11 protein-coding genes, 2 tRNA genes and 2 pseudogenes are annotated in these 14,964 nt (G+C 38.4%); 10 read left to right on the forward strand and 5 right to left on the reverse strand.

Features of this window, described 5'->3' with window-relative positions:
- Positions 1 to 48 precede the first annotated feature (48 nt).
- Positions 49 to 2,652, forward strand: coding sequence for a DNA topoisomerase (ATP-hydrolyzing) subunit A (gene gyrA, locus I3B46_RS08240; protein ID WP_014656250.1), 2,604 nt, complete (start codon positions 49 to 51; stop codon positions 2,650 to 2,652).
- A 192-nt stretch (positions 2,653 to 2,844) separates the two neighbouring features.
- Entirely contained in the window at positions 2,845 to 5,625 is a 2,781-nt protein-coding gene (gene rcsC / locus I3B46_RS08245; protein ID WP_231405925.1) for a two-component system sensor histidine kinase RcsC, read from the forward strand.
- A gap of 78 nt (positions 5,626 to 5,703) precedes the next feature.
- Here rcsC and rcsB read toward each other — a convergent pair whose 3' ends face one another.
- Together rcsB and rcsD are read right to left on the reverse strand one after the other, a co-directional pair.
- Positions 5,704 to 6,354 carry a response regulator transcription factor RcsB gene (gene rcsB, locus I3B46_RS08250; RefSeq protein ID WP_004921064.1) on the reverse strand — a complete coding sequence of 217 codons (651 nt, stop codon included), beginning with the start codon at positions 6,352 to 6,354 and terminating at the stop codon, positions 5,704 to 5,706.
- A 1-nt stretch (position 6,355) separates the two neighbouring features.
- Positions 6,356 to 9,067: a phosphotransferase RcsD gene (gene rcsD / locus I3B46_RS08255; protein WP_104873571.1), complete on the reverse strand. Its 2,712-nt coding sequence runs from the start codon at positions 9,065 to 9,067 to the stop codon at positions 6,356 to 6,358.
- Between the two features lie 215 nt (positions 9,068 to 9,282).
- Here rcsD and I3B46_RS08260 point away from each other — a divergent pair.
- A tRNA-Ser gene (locus I3B46_RS08260) sits at positions 9,283 to 9,370 on the forward strand.
- A gap of 5 nt (positions 9,371 to 9,375) precedes the next feature.
- A tRNA-Thr gene (locus I3B46_RS08265) sits at positions 9,376 to 9,451 on the forward strand.
- 61 nt (positions 9,452 to 9,512) lie between these two features.
- Here I3B46_RS08265 and I3B46_RS08270 read toward each other — a convergent pair.
- Positions 9,513 to 9,758, reverse strand: a pseudogene (locus I3B46_RS08270) (hypothetical protein); the annotation flags it as partial.
- Positions 9,759 to 10,025: 267 nt separating this feature from the next.
- On the opposite strand from I3B46_RS08270, the gene I3B46_RS08275 reads away from it, so the two are divergent.
- The 6 genes and pseudogenes from I3B46_RS08275 (at position 10,026) to I3B46_RS08300 (ending at position 13,632) form a co-directional block, all read left to right on the forward strand.
- A complete protein-coding gene (locus I3B46_RS08275) occupies positions 10,026 to 10,403 on the forward strand; it encodes a phage antirepressor KilAC domain-containing protein (RefSeq protein WP_255532014.1) in 378 nt (125 codons plus the stop codon).
- A gap of 122 nt (positions 10,404 to 10,525) precedes the next feature.
- The gene (locus tag I3B46_RS08280) at positions 10,526 to 10,852 is read left to right on the forward strand and encodes a hypothetical protein (protein ID WP_040133280.1); all 327 of its coding nucleotides are present in this window, start codon (positions 10,526 to 10,528) and stop codon (positions 10,850 to 10,852) included.
- Between the two features lie 146 nt (positions 10,853 to 10,998).
- Positions 10,999 to 11,241: pseudogene (locus I3B46_RS08285) on the forward strand (integrase core domain-containing protein); the annotation flags it as partial.
- A gap of 337 nt (positions 11,242 to 11,578) precedes the next feature.
- On the forward strand, positions 11,579 to 12,328 hold the full coding sequence (locus tag I3B46_RS08290) for a hypothetical protein (protein ID WP_014656244.1): 750 nt from the start codon (positions 11,579 to 11,581) through the stop codon (positions 12,326 to 12,328).
- A 150-nt stretch (positions 12,329 to 12,478) separates the two neighbouring features.
- On the forward strand, positions 12,479 to 12,814 hold the full coding sequence (locus I3B46_RS08295) for a hypothetical protein (RefSeq protein WP_014656243.1): 336 nt from the start codon (positions 12,479 to 12,481) through the stop codon (positions 12,812 to 12,814).
- 344 nt (positions 12,815 to 13,158) lie between these two features.
- Positions 13,159 to 13,632 carry a hypothetical protein gene (locus I3B46_RS08300; RefSeq protein ID WP_230084764.1) on the forward strand — a complete coding sequence of 158 codons (474 nt, stop codon included), beginning with the start codon at positions 13,159 to 13,161 and terminating at the stop codon, positions 13,630 to 13,632.
- A gap of 244 nt (positions 13,633 to 13,876) precedes the next feature.
- Here I3B46_RS08300 and I3B46_RS08305 read toward each other — a convergent pair whose 3' ends face one another.
- Together I3B46_RS08305 and I3B46_RS08310 are read right to left on the reverse strand one after the other, a co-directional pair.
- A complete protein-coding gene (locus tag I3B46_RS08305; protein ID WP_225829657.1) occupies positions 13,877 to 14,254 on the reverse strand; it encodes a hypothetical protein in 378 nt (125 codons plus the stop codon).
- Between the two features lie 319 nt (positions 14,255 to 14,573).
- A complete protein-coding gene (locus I3B46_RS08310; RefSeq protein ID WP_014656241.1) occupies positions 14,574 to 14,951 on the reverse strand; it encodes a hypothetical protein in 378 nt (125 codons plus the stop codon).
- Positions 14,952 to 14,964: the final 13 nt, after the last annotated feature.

The following is a 14,964-nucleotide window of genomic DNA, read 5'->3' on the forward strand; positions in this document are numbered from 1 at the left end:
GTATAGTTCTAAACCTTTGAATCCGAAGTTATGAGGGACAGTGGTTCCATGAGCGACATTGCCAGAGAAATCACACCGGTCAATATCGAAGAAGAACTCAAAAGTTCGTATTTGGATTATGCGATGTCCGTTATTGTCGGGCGCGCGCTTCCAGATGTTCGAGATGGACTGAAGCCAGTACACCGCAGAGTACTGTTTGCGATGAATGTATTGGGAAATGATTGGAATAAACCCTATAAAAAATCTGCCCGTATAGTCGGGGACGTTATCGGTAAATACCATCCACATGGTGATATCGCTGTTTATGAGACAATCGTTCGTCTTGCTCAGCCTTTTTCTATGCGTTATATGCTGGTAGATGGTCAGGGGAACTTTGGTTCAGTTGACGGAGATTCCGCAGCTGCAATGCGTTATACGGAAATCCGTATGGCGAAAATTGCCCATGAAATGTTAGCGGATCTTGAAAAAGAGACCGTTGATTTCGTCCCAAACTATGATGGTACAGAGCAAATCCCTGAAGTTATGCCTACGAAAATCCCTAACCTATTGGTTAATGGTTCGTCAGGTATTGCTGTTGGGATGGCAACGAACATTCCTCCACACAACCTAGGGGAAGTGATCAGCGGTTGCCTTGCTTATATAGATGATGAAGATATTAGCATTGAAGGTCTGATGGAGCACATCCCAGGGCCTGATTTCCCGACTGCCGCTATCATTAATGGTCGCCGTGGAATTATCGATGCGTACCGTACTGGCCGTGGTAAGGTCTATATTCGTGCGCGTGCTGAGGTCGAAGTTGACGAAAAAAATGGCCGCGAAACGATTATTGTCAGCGAAATTCCTTATCAGGTAAACAAAGCTCGTCTTATTGAGAAAATAGCTGAACTCGTTAAAGAAAAACGTGTTGAAGGAATTAGTGCATTACGCGATGAGTCTGATAAAGACGGCATGCGTATCGTGATTGAAGTGAAACGTGATGCGGTAGGAGAGGTTGTCCTTAACAATCTTTACTCGCTGACTCAGCTTCAAGTCTCGTTCGGCATTAATATGGTAGCCTTGCATCAAGGCCAACCAAAAATCCTTAATTTAAAAGATATTATTGCTGCGTTCGTTCGCCACCGCCGTGAAGTGGTGACTCGCCGCACTATTTTTGAATTGCGTAAAGCACGTGAACGAGCACATATTCTTGAAGCATTAGCCGTTGCATTAGCTAACATTGATCCTATTATCGAGTTAATTCGTCGTGCACCGACGCCAGCAGAAGCGAAGGCAGGGTTGATCGCACGCCCTTGGGATCTTGGTAATGTGGCAGCGATGCTTGAGCGTGCCGGTGATGATGCAGCACGCCCAGAATGGCTTGAAGAACAATATGGCGTACACGACGGTCAATACTATCTGACTGAGCAACAAGCCCAAGCGATTTTGGATTTGCGTCTGCAAAAACTGACCGGGCTTGAGCATGAGAAACTGCTGGAAGAATACCGTGATCTTCTGAAGCAAATCGAAGAACTGTTGTATATCCTACGTAGCCCTGAGCGTTTAATGGAAGTTATTCGCGAAGAGTTAGAAGCTATCCGTGAACTGTATAATGATGCTCGTCGTACTGAGATCACCGAAAATACAGCGGATATCAACATTGAAGATTTGATTAGCCAAGAAGATGTGGTGGTAACACTGTCTCACCAAGGCTATGTGAAATATCAACCACTGTCTGATTACGAAGCGCAACGCCGTGGCGGTAAAGGTAAATCGGCAGCACGCATTAAAGAAGAAGACTTTATTGAGCGCTTGCTGGTGGCGAATACCCACGACACCATCCTATGCTTCTCTAGCCGTGGTCGCCTATATTGGATGAAAGTTTACCAATTACCAGAGGCCAGCCGTGGAGCACGGGGTCGTCCAATTGTGAACTTGTTGCCACTTGAACAAGATGAGCGTATTACCGCTATCTTGCCAGTTCGTGAATACGAAGAAGGCTACTATGTCTTTATGGCAACGGCGAGTGGTACGGTGAAGAAAACGGCATTGCAAGACTTTAGCCGCCCAAGAAGTGCCGGTATTATTGCCGTTAACCTCAATGAAGGCGATGAATTGATTGGTGTTGATTTAACCAATGGTTCAAATGAAGTCATGCTGTTCTCTGCTCAAGGTAAGGTTGTCCGTTTTGCCGAAGATGCGGTTCGCCCGATGGGACGTACTGCAACTGGGGTACGTGGTATTCGTCTAGCCGATGAAGACAAAGTGGTTTCACTGATTATCCCTCGCGGCGAAGGCCATATCTTAACTGTGACTGAAAACGGTTATGGTAAACGTACGGCTGAGCAAGAGTACCCAACGAAATCGCGGGCAACTCAAGGTGTGATCTCAATTAAAGTCAGTGAGCGTAATGGTAATGTGGTTGGGGCTATCCAAGTGGATGAAACCGATCAGATTATGATGATTACGAATGCTGGTACTTTAGTGCGTACACGCGTTTCGGAAGTTAGTGTTGTTGGCCGTAATACACAAGGTGTGACGCTGATTAGAACAGCGGAAGAAGAAAAAGTTGTTGGTTTACAACGTGTCGCTGAAACAGAGGAAGATGAAAACTCTGATGAAGCAGGTGCAGAGGATATACCTAGCACAGACATGGGAACCAATACGCCTGAATAAATGTATGGGTCATTGATTCGACGGGCGGTTTACCGCCCGTTTTGCTATCTAACCATCCAGTTTAACAACTATCGCTTTTTACAACTTTTATCGAGTATACTCAGTCACAGTAACATAGCCTGTGTAGGATAGATCTTGAGATATTTACCGTCATTTAGAACATCATTACGATTATCCCGTGATTTATTCCGTATCCTCGGCTTAATGCTATGGGGAATGGGGGTTTTTATTACCTTATTCTTCCTTTATACCCAATTTAATGAAAGCAAGTCAGATATACGCCAGCAGTTTTATTCAGGGTTTGAAAATATGCAGGCGTTCATTTTGCAAACCGGTACCACATTGCGCTCTATCCAGTTTATGACTGAACAACATGAAGAGCGACTGGAAAATGAACCAAATTACGTCACATTACCTGCCACTGGTTCCTATAGCCTGTACCCATTATCACCCGAGGCGGATTGTACCTATTTTAAAAATAGAACCAGTGATTACCTAAACGCATTCGAACAACTCATTTATTTTTGGAAAGACAGTATTGCTGCTCCGCAAGGGTTAAATCATGTCTTTGTAATAGGTTCTAAAAGTTACTGCATGATGGATTTTCCAATCCGTACGACCGTATCTGACATTGAGATCTTAAAAAAGGTTGGCTACGAAAATATACGTTCCTATCAAAGCCTAAGATTACAAGGGCAAGAGCGTAACTTATATACGATTGTTCATGGTGCTCAAACCGATTCAGGGCAGTTGTATCTGATCCAACCTATTTATGTGAGTAGCCTTCTGTATGGGTTTATTGGTTTAGAGAGAACAATCAGCTTAAATCAATTTATACAACGTTCGAATAAATCCTTTGAAGTGGTCGTCCTTAATTCGTATAACCAACCGGTTTTATATTACCCAACGGACTTGAATCCTAAAAATTCCAATTTACTCTCTATTTCTGAGCCTAGTTTTTTTGGCTTTAGCTCCGATTATTCAAAACTGATTTTTAAAAAGCGCTTATCGCCATCATTAATGACAGTGGTGTATGCTGTTCCCACCAGCGAGATATTTGCAGAGCATAGAGCGTCCATTTTTTATAGTATCGTTATTAATATCACCTCTGGCTGCCTGATCTTTTTCCTCATTTGGTTGTTAGAGCGCAAAATGCTAGTGCCAGCCGCGAATACCGCTATTCGCCTTGAAGAGCATGAACAGTTTAACCATAAAATTGTAGCATCGGCGCCTGTCGGCATCATCATTCTAAGGTTAAGTGATGGTGGCAACATTCTGAGTAATGAATTAGCTCACGATTATTTCCGCTTATTAAGTGAAGATGATAAACAGCGCATACTGACAATTATTCGCCAAAAATCGAGTAATTACATTGATGTTGTGACTAGTAGTAGTACGCATCTACAAATAAGCTTTGTTAATTCGCGTTATCAAAACGAAGATGTTGCTATATGCGTACTGATTGATATTAGTATCCGTGTTCAGATGGAGAAATCCTTACAAGATGTGGCTGATGCTGCGGAACAGGCTAACCATGCTAAATCCATGTTCTTGGCAACGGTGAGTCATGAATTACGTACGCCACTATATGGTATCATCGGTAATATTGAATTATTACAGCGGCTTGAGTTATCCGATAAAGCGAATCGTCTTGTAACCACGATGGATAATTCATCCTCACTGTTGCTGCAAATTATCAGTGATATATTGGATTTTTCAAAAATTGAATCTAATCAACTAAACATTGAATATAAACTATTTAATTGCCGCGATGTTTTTGCTTTTGTCTTAGCTAACTACTTGCCTTTAGTCGCGAAAAAACAGATAGCGCTTTATTCCTTTATTGAACCTAATGTGCCTGATTTGCTATTGAGTGATGCGGTAAGGCTACAGCAGGTGATATCGAATATCATCAATAATAGTATTAAATTCACAGATTCTGGTTTTGTCTTTTTCTATGTTTGGCGTGACGAAAACTATTTAAAGATTGAAATTAAAGACTCAGGGATAGGCATGCCGCAAGCGGTTGTGTTACAACTTTTTGATCCCTTCTTCCAAGTGCATGACCAAAATAATTTGGGGCATAAAGGTACAGGTTTAGGGTTAGCAATCTGTGAAAAGTTGATTAACTTGATGGATGGAGATATTGAAGTTAATTCGCAAATAGGCTTGGGTAGCTCCTTTATTATCCGTATCCCACTTTATGGCCAAAAGTATACCGAACATACTATTCCGGAATACCGCTTTCATTATCGGATAGCGATTATTTGCCGGAACCAATGTCTTTCTAGCTTTTTAACCAGACTACTTAGACATAACCATTTTGTTGTCTGTGTTGATAAAGAAATTGATAAGGCAGAAAGTTATGATTTATTGATCACCGATAACCAAGACTCTCATGAGTTAAAGAGTAAAAAAGTACTTCATCTGTGTAATCTATATGTTGGTGATTTGCGTGAAGAGTCGCCTAACAAATGGTTATATAACACTTATCAGAATGAAAAGTTACCATCAATCATCGATAAATTTATTTCGAAATCACGAGGTGAGCAGGCTGCAAAAGAAGAGAGCAATAAAGCAAACTCCCTTGAGATAGATGGTTCACTGAGTTCATACCAAGTATTAATTGTTGATGATCATCCAATCAATAGGGTGATGTTAAGCGATCAAATATCCAATATTGGTTTTAGCACTTGTACTGCCGTTGATGGTATTGATGCACTGAAATATCTAGAAAACCATACGGTTGATATCGTTTTAACCGATGTGAATATGCCAAATATGGATGGTTATGGGCTGTCTAAAGCGTTACGAAACTTAGGTTCAACAGTTCCAATTATTGCATTAACAGCAAATGCAATGGAGGAGGAGAAGCAACGTTGCCGGGATGCAGGTATGAATGGCTGTCTATCTAAGCCAACCAAAATCACAACCTTGAAAGAAACCTTATTGAAATTCGTGGGTAATAAATAAGCTACCCGGTAAAAGCGTTAAAGAGAAAAACCCGTTTGTATCGGGTTTTTCAGCAATAACATAAAGGTGATTTATCGATTAATCGGTAGATGAGTTATCGATGCTAACAGAAGACAGGTAGTTAAGTAATGCGATATCGTTGTCGACACCGAGTTTCAACATTGCTGATTTCTTTTGGCTACTAATCGTTTTAATACTACGATTCAATTTCTTAGCTATTTCTGTGACCAAAAAGCCTTCTGCAAAGAGGCGTAAAACTTCACTCTCTTTTGGCGATAAGCGCTTATCTCCATAACCACTTGCATTCACTTTCTCAAGTAGCTTACTCACACTCTCAGGGGTAAATTTTTTCCCTTTTTGTAATGCGGCTAAAGCTTTTGGTAGATCAGCAGGCGCGCCTTGTTTTAAAACAATACCTTCAATATCTAGCTCAAGGATTGCACTTAAAATCGCAGGGTTATTGTTCATGGTGAGAACAATGACAGAAAGATCAGGGTAGTGACGTTTAATATATTTGATTAACGTAATACCATCGCCGTATTTATCACCAGGCATTGATAAATCAGTGACTAAGACGTCGGCATTTAAACGCGCTAAGTTATTAATTAAAGACGTTGAATCTTCAAATTCACCAACGATATTGACCCATTCAATCTGTTCGAGTGACTTTCTGATACCGAAAAGAACAATAGGATGATCATCGGCAACAATGACATTTAGGTTATTCATATTATTGGTTACCTTTTGGCATTAGCTTTTCCACTGAAACATCCAGCTCTCTAATGCAATTACTTATTTTTAAGCTATTTCCTTCTGCTATGTAAAGTTCCAAATCTTCACAAAGCTTGTGAAGGAACCTAAAATCTAGCATAGCAAAAACTCCTTTTAAACGGTGTGCTGTGTTTTTCAATTCGGCCAAATCCTCAAGACTTTCACTAGTATACAGTTTATTAATATCTATCGGAACTGTTGTTATAAACAAATCCTTATAATCGCTATTTGATAAAATATTTTGATAAGTTTGAAGTATGCTTTCCATCGATTCATCAGTTGTTGGTGTCGTATCGTGCTGGGAAAGTGGAATTCCGACCACCGACGCCAACTCGTCATCATCGGCTTGTGCATTTTCAATAAGCAAAGATATAGCATCAATCAGCTCATCTGCAAAGTTATAGTTAACTTCTATGTGCTGTGGTGTGATTGAGTTGACACCTGACGTTGTTCCAGAAATTTTTATTATGTTTTTAAACTGATTATCATCATTATCTGTTATCAATAGATCCCAATCCGTATGCGGTGAACTTTCGTGTAAATCTAAAAAGTCTGCACCATAATTAGATAGGATATTTCTGACAATTCGTGATGTATCAATATTGTGAATTGCTAAACGAATATGAATATCTTCGAGTAATGTAGGATAGCTATCGGCAATGATTGCTGATTTTGTAGGTAAAGTTAATTGATAGTGAGAGCCTATTGCAGGGCTGCTTTTAACAGTAAAGCTGCCATTCATCTTTTTACAGATAGCCTTGCATAAATATAGGGTGATCCCTGAGCGGTTAAACCGTGATGCGTTTAATACTTGCCCTGAGAATGGATGCTGAATATTGGCTAACTCCTGGTTTGTCAGGCCCATACCGCTATCTTTAATATCAATAATGATGGTTTTTTTATCTTCCTGATAATTCAGGCTAACGGCAATTTTCCCAAATGCAGTGGTATCAACGGAATACTCTAGGATTAACTGCAATAGATGTTTTAAGTAGGTCGGCTCTAATGAAAATAGAGAATCTGGATTAATATTATTATAGAAGTAGAGCGATAACCCTTTATTTTTAAGGCGGAAAAGGTTTTGTTTTAAGAATTGAGTAAGCAGCAAACTCACTGAGATTTTTTCAGTTTGTAGTTTTCCAGAGGAAGATTCTAAGGAGTTTAATAAGTTAATATTATTAAACCAACGATTAATATGGGTCGTTTGGGCGACTATCGTATCAATAAATTCGTGCTTATCATCTTCAGAAGCTTCAATCAGCCCACCCACCGCTTTATTCAGCTCGGTTAATGAAGGTTGAACTTCATGTTGCATGTTCTCAAACACCACTTTTCTCAGTTGAATATTTTTCTTATATTCGCGATTAGCCATCTCTTGTCGGCGTTGAGTTAATGCCTCTTTATCTTTATCAATAATAATGAAGAGATAAGTATCTTCTAGCATACTGATATTGACGAGGATAACTTCATAAACGTTATTCTCAATCGAGATTTGGATCATATCATGGTTATGGGTCGCCAATTCTTTAATATGGTTGAGATCCATCGAAGGCAATAAGGCGTTTACCACATTATTACTCAGTAATTTTTTATTTGATGTAAAATCATACACTAGAATGCCATAACTAATATTATTGATAATATCGTTATTCAGTGTCTCTTGAAGCTCTAATTGGTGTTGCATGACTGAGTTCGGTGAAATGATCCGGTTACGGATAAAGACGCTTGTAAAGAAGACAAGCAATATCACGACAACCATACAAGTAAGCAGCCATATATTATAGCCAATAACACCGACAATCAGGTCTTTTAACGGTACTCGGTAATAAACTTGATAGTTGCTACCTTCAATATGCTGTGCGAAAACTAAGCTCGTTCCTCGCACCTCAACATTTGTTCCTTTAGCGGTATCATTATTACGTGGCGATAACGAGATATTATCGCCTTTCAGGTTTGTTGGGAGTATCGAGTTGATCGATATATCAAACGAAATCACGCTGGTTAATTGGCCAGGTGAATTAAACATCAGACGATAGGTATAATAATAGATATTCTCAGGTGCCAGCTTTTGTAGGTTAGAAATGATCTCTCTTCTATCTAAGAGTGTCGACTGAGTTAGCATATCTGTACGCTTTTCTTCAGCGGTCATTGTCAGATAGCTCTCTTTATAACGTAACTCGGGCTTTAATATAGAGTGCGTGGTGACCAAGATCAGCGTGTTATCAGTGCCATTGAGGTAATACATCGAGTTATATTCATTTCGCGCCCCCCAGACGATTTCCATGTAGTTAGCTAATTTTGTTGCTAATAAGTTATTTCGCTCACTATCACTCCCAAATAAAATTGCATCAATGGTTTGATTTGTACTGCCTAGCCAGTAAACGTCATGACGAATTTTCGTAATACGGGCAGGGGAGGCCGGTGTCGTATTTAAGTTTGTAGTGGCTGGTTTTTCGTTAACCTGTTTATACATCAAGTTAGCTTGGTAACGATAATCCTCTATTTGGTAGGCCAATTGTTTCGCTATGGTATTCAAGGAGGATTGGCGGCTAAGTAGCCACGAGTGATACGAATTATATAGCGACAGCGAGAGCATCACGACGAGTAGCAGAATAAAGACGTAAAATAGGCGTGAGAGTAAAATGGTTTTTATCAAAGATTGTCTGTACATATTGTGGTGAACTGTCCTGTCGGCAAAAATATATTAATTGACTAAAAATCATACGCCTATGAAAAATTGAGACACCGATTTTGCACAGATATTAGCACTTTTATTATGAAATAGAGAACAATTGAGTGAAGATTAGCCAAACAGAACGAAAAAATCAATTTTTTTACTTTCAGGGGTAGACAAGCTGCGCCGATTCCTCCATAATCGCGCCCCATGGAAGGATGGCCGAGCGGTCGAAGGCAGCGGTCTTGAAAACCGCCGATGGGAAACCATCCTAGAGTTCGAATCTCTATCCTTCCGCCAAATTCGCCGGCTTAGCTCAGTTGGTAGAGCAACTGACTTGTAATCAGTAGGTCACCAGTTCGACTCCGGTAGCCGGCACCAAATAAGAACCCGCTATCTCTCAACCAGATAGCGGGTTTTTTCTTTTTATTTGTGCGCATAATTACAATGCCCTAAGTAGCGGTTGTGCCATATTTGTGTCATCGTGTGACATTAGCTCGTCTATCTTCATTGCATGTTCAGTTAGATGATTCGGCGCTAAATGAGCATACCTTCTCACTGCTGGCGTTAATGTTCCATCCGCTCTATTTTTCGCCTCCTTATGCACAAACACATACCTATGATGGTTCCCAATCTAACTGCGAAGAACCTTGCACGCAGTATCGTTTAACGCGACGCCAATGGCTTTAGCAAATTAACAATGCCACTTCACATACCAATCTTACCCCTTCGGAAGATTGATATCTTATTTCCTCTTCTTACACACTTTCAGTGTTATTGTGCATGCTGTCATTCAAAGCTTCAATACAGTTTGCTCTAGCAAATGGCCAAGGTGGCTTTTTCTTTTTTGGGTCTTTGCGAGACCCGCTTATCCATCCAGTATTAATCCATTTTTTAGTGTGGAGTACTCACGTATTCAGAAAAAGTTATTGTACTTGAACACACTAATAAAGAACTGAACAACAAAGTTGAATGCATGTCAAACCTGTTCAAAGAAGGCATGACACCAACACAATTCTGTAAAATGCTTAATGGCGTAAATACTCAACAGGTTCAAATGTGGCTAGCAGAACGCAGCTGGTTATATCACGAGACCAAATCAGGTAAAAATGTTCTCTGGCGCGTTGCTTCATATGCTTGTGATAAATACATGACTGAAAATCAGAGTGAAATTAATCCTCACGGTCATGAGCCATTCATCAAATATCAGCCTGTATCATTGAAGAAAGGTGCTAAACGTCTTTATGAGCTTTATCTTGCAGGTGAGTTACCAATGAAAAAGAATTGGAATGGATTAGTTATTCACGATAAAGAATACAAAGCCGTAGCCTAACCACACATAGCCCAAGGATGGGCTTGCAATCCAGATCACATATTACGCTTCTTAACTGAGGTCTTTTGCTTTGTTTTGTTCTTTACGTTAGTTACCATGGCTTAAAACAAGTAGGGGGTAACGTGAATAAAATCTTATTAAGCACTTTTTTTGTATTGGGTTCATTGCTATCAGTTCCTGCAAATGCAACTGTACTAGCACCTGAAGGTACAGGTGTTGGTGGCGTTTATGAAATGGAAGAAATGAAAAAGCTGATATGTGACGATCAGAATGATAAACAAAAATGTGAAAGGTTTGTATACATAGCAATGACAGGGGCATATACCTATGGAAAAGTAGCTGCGTCATGCGAAGAATGGATGAGAAATGGAGGTATCCCTAATGGGTTTGAAAGTCGCTGTGAGCATGTGAGTAAATTAGATGATTATTTTGATAAAGACCTGGAGTAACTCCACTAAGAATAAATAACGATTTGCTCCCCATTGCACTATATAACATATAGGCTATGGTGAAAGGCTCCTCTAAGTTGATGTGGGGATAGGAATGAAGCGCATCTTATTAGGTTTGACAGTATCTAGATTATTGAGTGGCTGCGTCACTGTGCCATATTCAACTGGGCAAACTGCAATAAAATGGCTTTATCGAACGTTTTAATGGCTCGTTCCATCGTGAATTTTTAAATGCGTATTTATTTGAATCATTGAGTCAAGTTAGAGAATTAGCGTGGTATTGGCAGCAAGATTATAACCAAAACCGAACGCACGAAAGTTTAAATCACCTCCCTCCGGAGGCCTATCGTAAACAGTTAGAAAACTTTAATTTAGTGTGTCTCAATTAATGTGGAGTGGACATACCCGCACAAGAAAATGCAAAAGTTACCAATAGTACAATGTTAAATTTAGGGTTTGTTATACACGCATCTGAAATTCTTGGCTTTAGTGAGATAGTAAAGAAAATTACAATACCAAATTGGCAGCCACAAAATGGCGTTTTTGGTGAAAAGAAAAAACTCTCTCCACATAGAAACAGCCTTTGCGATTGTAATAATGGATATAAAATATAAACACTGTCATGGTAAAATCAAATGAACCCACTTCGGTGGGTTTTTTATTGCCTTAAATGAGGTGTTGCCCTAATATTCATTGGACTTAAGCTAAACTTATTGAGGCAATGGAATGAAAAAATTACTAGCGTGTTTTTTGAGCATATCGATTTTAAGCTCTACGGGATGTTTAACAAAAAACTTTTGGGAAGATAACCCAACAGTCGAAACCAAATCACAAAATGTTGTTAAGTTAACAGATAAAATAATTGCCAGTTTTGAATATAAAAATATTAAAATTGAAAGTAAAACAACAAAAAACGATATAAATGATATCAAATTTCCGGATTCTGGATTCGGTTTTATAGGAGAAAAGTACGCCTATTTATTAACCAGTGGCTCTTCTGAATTAATGGAGTTAAATGAATTAGTGAAAATAATCCCATTAACTGCATTTGATAATCCCAAGGGAATAATTCGAATTAAAATACTTCCCAATAGCAACAGTCAATCACCGATCGAATTTATGCAGAATTACTTTGTATACACTGATCCCAAATTTCAATTTACTGACGCACAAATAAAGGCCTTAGAGCAGGCAGGCTTTAAGAATAGGGCACAAGGAAATGATAAATCATCTTGGGTAAGAACTGTGCCAATTAAAGGGTATATTATTGATAGGAATGATATAAGCTTACCAGTAACTTCCAATGCAAAACTAAATGAATTATATACTGTTGAACTGTATGCTTCCGAAGAACAGAAATCATTTAATGCAGGTAATTTGATTGCAAAGATAATAGCTACACCATTTACCGTTGTAGCAGATGTAGTCATCACACCTCCTCTTGCTATTTTTGTTTTGATTGCATTTAGTAAGTAATTTTCTGAATAGCAAGTGAATTGGTAGCTCAAGCACTAGTGAATAACCTGCTCCGGCAGGTTTTTTGTACCTAATTGTTTGCTTTGTTTTACGCTGCTTTCGGTATAACATCAATTAAATTAATAAAAAACTGAGTGTGAGGATGGGATGATGAAAAAGTCAATAATTGCAATTGTTTTATCTTGTATTGGTTTTAGCGTTTATGCAGGAACATCTTATACAAAGGAGGAATTAAATAAACTTGTAGATTCAGGCAATCCGCCAAAAGAAAAATATGAGCAAATACTTGGAACTGACACTATGCCATTTTCGCCATGCAAATCAGATGTCAATAAGATGTATAATCAATTAATTGGTGAATATCCCGTTAAAGTAATTCAGAATAGCCCAGACTCATATGTGGTAAAAATGTGGGCAAATGATGGATTTGTGGTAGCTAAATGTGCCAATGGTCAAAAAATAGTTTCAGGGGCAGAGTACGAATAATGGAAAAATATTCGTGGCAGCTGCTCTGATTGCATTATTGGTAGGCTGCGGCAGAAAACCAGATGCTCCGTTCGGCTTGAAATGAAGAGTAGATAGCGTGAGTTTTGTTAAAGATGGTGACTGTGAGAAAAAAGCTGGAATGACAACTCTTGGTAATGGAAAGCTATTTAATGATCTGTCCTATTACAGCACATTAAGATTTGATAAAAATGGATTGTTTGAGGTGTAGTCGATATTTGTTGGCGACTAAGGCTCTATAAATAAATTTGTGTATTTAAATAATGAAAAAAATATTCTCTTTGATTGTTATGCTATGCGCTCTTTTCTGTATCACCAGTGTCAGTATGGCTGGTGAAAATGAAACAGCGGAAAAAAAGACAAAAATTGACGTGCTCCCGCAACCATACTCAACAAGTGATTTATATGGCTATTGGTTTGATACAAATAATACACCCGAAGTAAGAATTCTTAAACTGATGATCCTAGCTCCGAATGGTGTTGCGAGAGATGCATTGCTGATTGAACTAGGTGATAATGTAGAAGAAATCAAACAAGAATCTTTGTGGAAATTTGACCCGAATTCTAGCGTGTTAACGCAAAAAGTGACCAAAATGACTTATACAATCAATGGAAAAATAGAACCAATAGATTTTGGTGAGGTCGAGCCTGTAAAAGTATCTGTGACAATTAAAAAAAGAGGTGATGATATTTTTATGAATACTGTTTCTGATGATGGCACTGTAGAAACTTACCAAAAAATAACAAAAGAAATGAAAGATAAAATTCACCAGAAAGCGAAAGAAAATGCTAGAAAATAAATTACACATCAATACCTAGCTGAATATTCACCATTTTCCTCGAGATTATCTGGCGTGTGTAATTGACAACGTTATTCATGACCATTGTCTTTTGGTGGCATATCCTCTTGGTCGTAATTTTTAGGAACTGATGGACTTATTATGGTGTAATCAGATTTTTGCATTATGATAAGCTTAAATTAATGTTCTGATAATCTGATTTGGCTGTGTAAAAACGAAGAGCAGACAAATATCATCATGCCTGCTATTTAGTAAAGTAAGTCCTCATGCACCAAGGTGATGACTCACAATCACCAGCATTGATATATATTATGAGATCATAAAACGAGGCGATGTAAAAGGATAACGCTGGTGCGATAATAATTAAATAAATCATCCCTACTTTTGTTAATTGCTTCCTTTGTGTCGAAAAAATACCAACAAAAGCAATTAAAGATAATAAAGCTTGAAGAAATCTTGAAGTCGCAAAGAGATAAAGCATTGTATCTATTCGATATATGCCCTGAGCTGTTGGGTATTTTTCAAAAATAAATTGAATAGATGCAGTTCCAACATACCAAATTATAATGAATAAAAGATGAATTGAATATTCACCTTGAACAAGTTTTTTTAATGAACCCATAAAATTTTCTTTTACCATCAAACCTTAAGTTAAATTAAAACATATAGGGGGGTAAATGTCACTAAAGACTCATTAGCTGGGTAATAAAAGCCCAACAAGACACCATCAAAGCAATGCAAAGCCTATTTATAGACTCAAGCATAAAGATTTCAATGGGGTTAAACTATTTTTGTTCCCCTTTTAAATTGAGGGCACTGTATAAATTTGAGAATTTAGAGCCTATATAATCTTTATAGAAATAACATAGTCAAATAGGTGATACTCTATTCCTAGGGCATTGCCAGATTAATGCCGGCAGACAGTATTAAATTATAGCCTGTCATTGAAACAGGCTTTTAGTACTTTCTTCATATATCTGATAATTAATAATGTCAGGTAGGGCGACCATACACCAATTTATCATCGCGATTATTAAACAGATAATTTGAACACTTAACAACAGGATAACAACGACACGCCAAATCGTCACTTTGCTTTTTAACATGTGAAAAACGCCCGTTATAATGGCGATAGAATACGATGTTTTAAATATGAATAGAAAAAAGATAAGAAAAAGCTGTGTTTTGATTGGAATAGCATCACTACTTTTCATTAGTAAAAATACGGCGGAGCTGCATAGCTCTAAAAATAGCCAAAAACCCCAAACTGTAACAGCGAGAGAATACTTCCCTGTAACAACCCTTTTTAATACGCTCATTGATACTTCCTTT

The sequence above is a fragment of the Providencia sp. 2.29 genome (genome assembly GCF_015832305.1).
Lineage (GTDB): Bacteria > Pseudomonadota > Gammaproteobacteria > Enterobacterales > Enterobacteriaceae > Providencia > Providencia stuartii.

What these genes read in the sequence shown, in the direction of transcription:
- gyrA (WP_014656250.1), top strand. Translation starts at nt 49, where the DNA reads ATGAGCGACATTGCCAGAGAAATCACACCGGTCAATATCGAAGAAGAA.
- rcsD (WP_104873571.1), bottom strand. Translation starts at nt 9,067, where the DNA reads ATGTACAGACAATCTTTGATAAAAACCATTTTACTCTCACGCCTATTT.
- I3B46_RS08305 (WP_225829657.1), bottom strand. Translation starts at nt 14,254, where the DNA reads ATGGGTTCATTAAAAAAACTTGTTCAAGGTGAATATTCAATTCATCTT.
- I3B46_RS08290 (WP_014656244.1), top strand. Translation starts at nt 11,579, where the DNA reads ATGAAAAAATTACTAGCGTGTTTTTTGAGCATATCGATTTTAAGCTCT.
- I3B46_RS08300 (WP_230084764.1), top strand. Translation starts at nt 13,159, where the DNA reads ATGGCTGGTGAAAATGAAACAGCGGAAAAAAAGACAAAAATTGACGTG.
- I3B46_RS08310 (WP_014656241.1), bottom strand. Translation starts at nt 14,951, where the DNA reads ATGAGCGTATTAAAAAGGGTTGTTACAGGGAAGTATTCTCTCGCTGTT.
- rcsB (WP_004921064.1), bottom strand. Translation starts at nt 6,354, where the DNA reads ATGAATAACCTAAATGTCATTGTTGCCGATGATCATCCTATTGTTCTT.
- I3B46_RS08295 (WP_014656243.1), top strand. Translation starts at nt 12,479, where the DNA reads ATGAAAAAGTCAATAATTGCAATTGTTTTATCTTGTATTGGTTTTAGC.